The organism is Bacillus sp. TL12, assembly GCF_022625245.1.
Classification (GTDB): Bacteria; Bacillota; Bacilli; order Bacillales; family Bacillaceae_G; genus Bacillus_A.
The window spans coordinates 1-1,671 of sequence record NZ_JAJJBY010000138.1; the positions used below are offsets into that span (position 1 = coordinate 1).

The 1,671-nt window shown below is 34.9% G+C and carries 1 protein-coding gene; it reads right to left on the reverse strand.

The features are described from left to right. Nucleotides 1-44: 44 nt before the first annotated feature. A protein-coding gene (locus LOK41_RS28030; RefSeq protein ID WP_241819359.1) for an IS3 family transposase occupies nt 45-1,603 on the reverse strand; the annotation gives its coding sequence in 2 pieces (ribosomal slippage) (nt 45-970 and nt 970-1,603; 1,560 coding nt in all). Nucleotides 1,604-1,671: the final 68 nt, after the last annotated feature.

Here is a 1,671-nt window from a genome sequence, read left to right on the forward strand (position 1 = left end):
TGAACTGCCCCCTGTCAAGTAGACAGTGAAAATAATAAAACGAATTAAGCGATTTTAGCTCTATACTCTATAGGGCTAAGTCCGTTTAATTTTTTTTGATATCTATCATGATTATAAAAATGTATGTACTCGTTTATCGCTGTAGAAAGTTGTTCAAATGTCTTATACTTTTCTAGATAATATTTTTCGCTTTTAAGTGTGCCCCAAAAAGATTCCATAGGACTATTGTCAATACATCTTCCGACACGAGACATACTGTGTGTCATTGCGGCCTTATCTACTCTTTGTTTAAAATCTCTGTGTGTGTATTGAAATCCCCTGTCACTATGAATAAGAGGGTGCTCCCCATTTAAAAGGCCTGTAGCCTGATCAAGTGTCGCAAACACTAACTTATTGTTGTTTGAATGACCTAAAACATAACTAATTATTGATCCATCATATAGATCACGAATCGCACTTAAATAAGCCTTTTTAGACTCTCCATACTTTAGCTCGGTAACGTCAGTGACCCACTTTTTATTCGGTTTTTCAGCTTTAAATTCACGATTTAAAATATTTTCTGCGACGTAATGGGGAAGGGGCTTTTTAAAGTGTTTCTTCTTTTTCCGAATTACACTTTGGATTCCAGATATCTTCATCAACCGGTAAACCCTCTTATGATTAACCTTTCTTTTGAATCTTCGATTCAGATTTAAAGTCATGCGGCGATAACCAAAGATACCTTTCACCTCATCATGAATACTCTTTATTTCATTTATGATTTCTACATTTTCCTCTTCTCGGTTTGAAAAAGTACGATTTTGCCACTTATAATAGGCAGAACGGGCAATTCCAGCAATTTCACAAAGTATGACAATAGGAAACTCCTCATTCTGATGAAGTTCCTGGATTGCGATATATTTATTCTCTAATCGTAACTGGTTTATCTTCGCCTCCTTTCGATTTTCTCTAACTTTTTTAGGAAAGCATTTTCAATACACAATCGCTCATTTTCTTTCTTAAGCCTTTGCATCTCCAATTTCATTTTCTGCTCTAATGTAAGCTCAGCTTCTTCCTTCTTCTTTCCACGATTATCCTTAAGGGCTTCTTCTCCACCAACTTCATAATTTCTAACCCATCGATAGACTTGTTGATAAGAGACCTGAAAGGTCTCGGCTGTTGTCTGAAAATCTTTATTGTTCTTGAGGCAGTAATGCACAATTTGCCTTCGTTCATCTAACGTTGTTTTTCTTCCTTTAGTCATAGCATTTATCCGTCCTTTAGTTGTATTATTTAATTTGCTATGACTATTATACTTTTTAATCCACATTCGTAGGATGTAGTCGTCCGAGATTTCATACTTTCTAGTAACCTCCCGAAGGGAGTATTCACCTGAGAGATAGTCCTTTATGGCAGATAATTTTAATTCTTTGGAGTATTTCTTCCAAGAAGAGGCCCTTTTTAGACCTTCTGTTCCATAATTCTCAAATTTATATTTCCATCTATAAATGGTGATGCGACTTACTTTAAAAATGGACTCAAGTTCATTTAATGAATAATTACCATCCTCCCATTCTTTTAATATATTAAATTTATCTTCCGCAGAGTAAAACCTTTTAGACATTAACAAAGCTCTCCTTCAAGCAAACAGATTTTTATTTTTTATCTGTCTACCTAAAGGGGAGCATATCA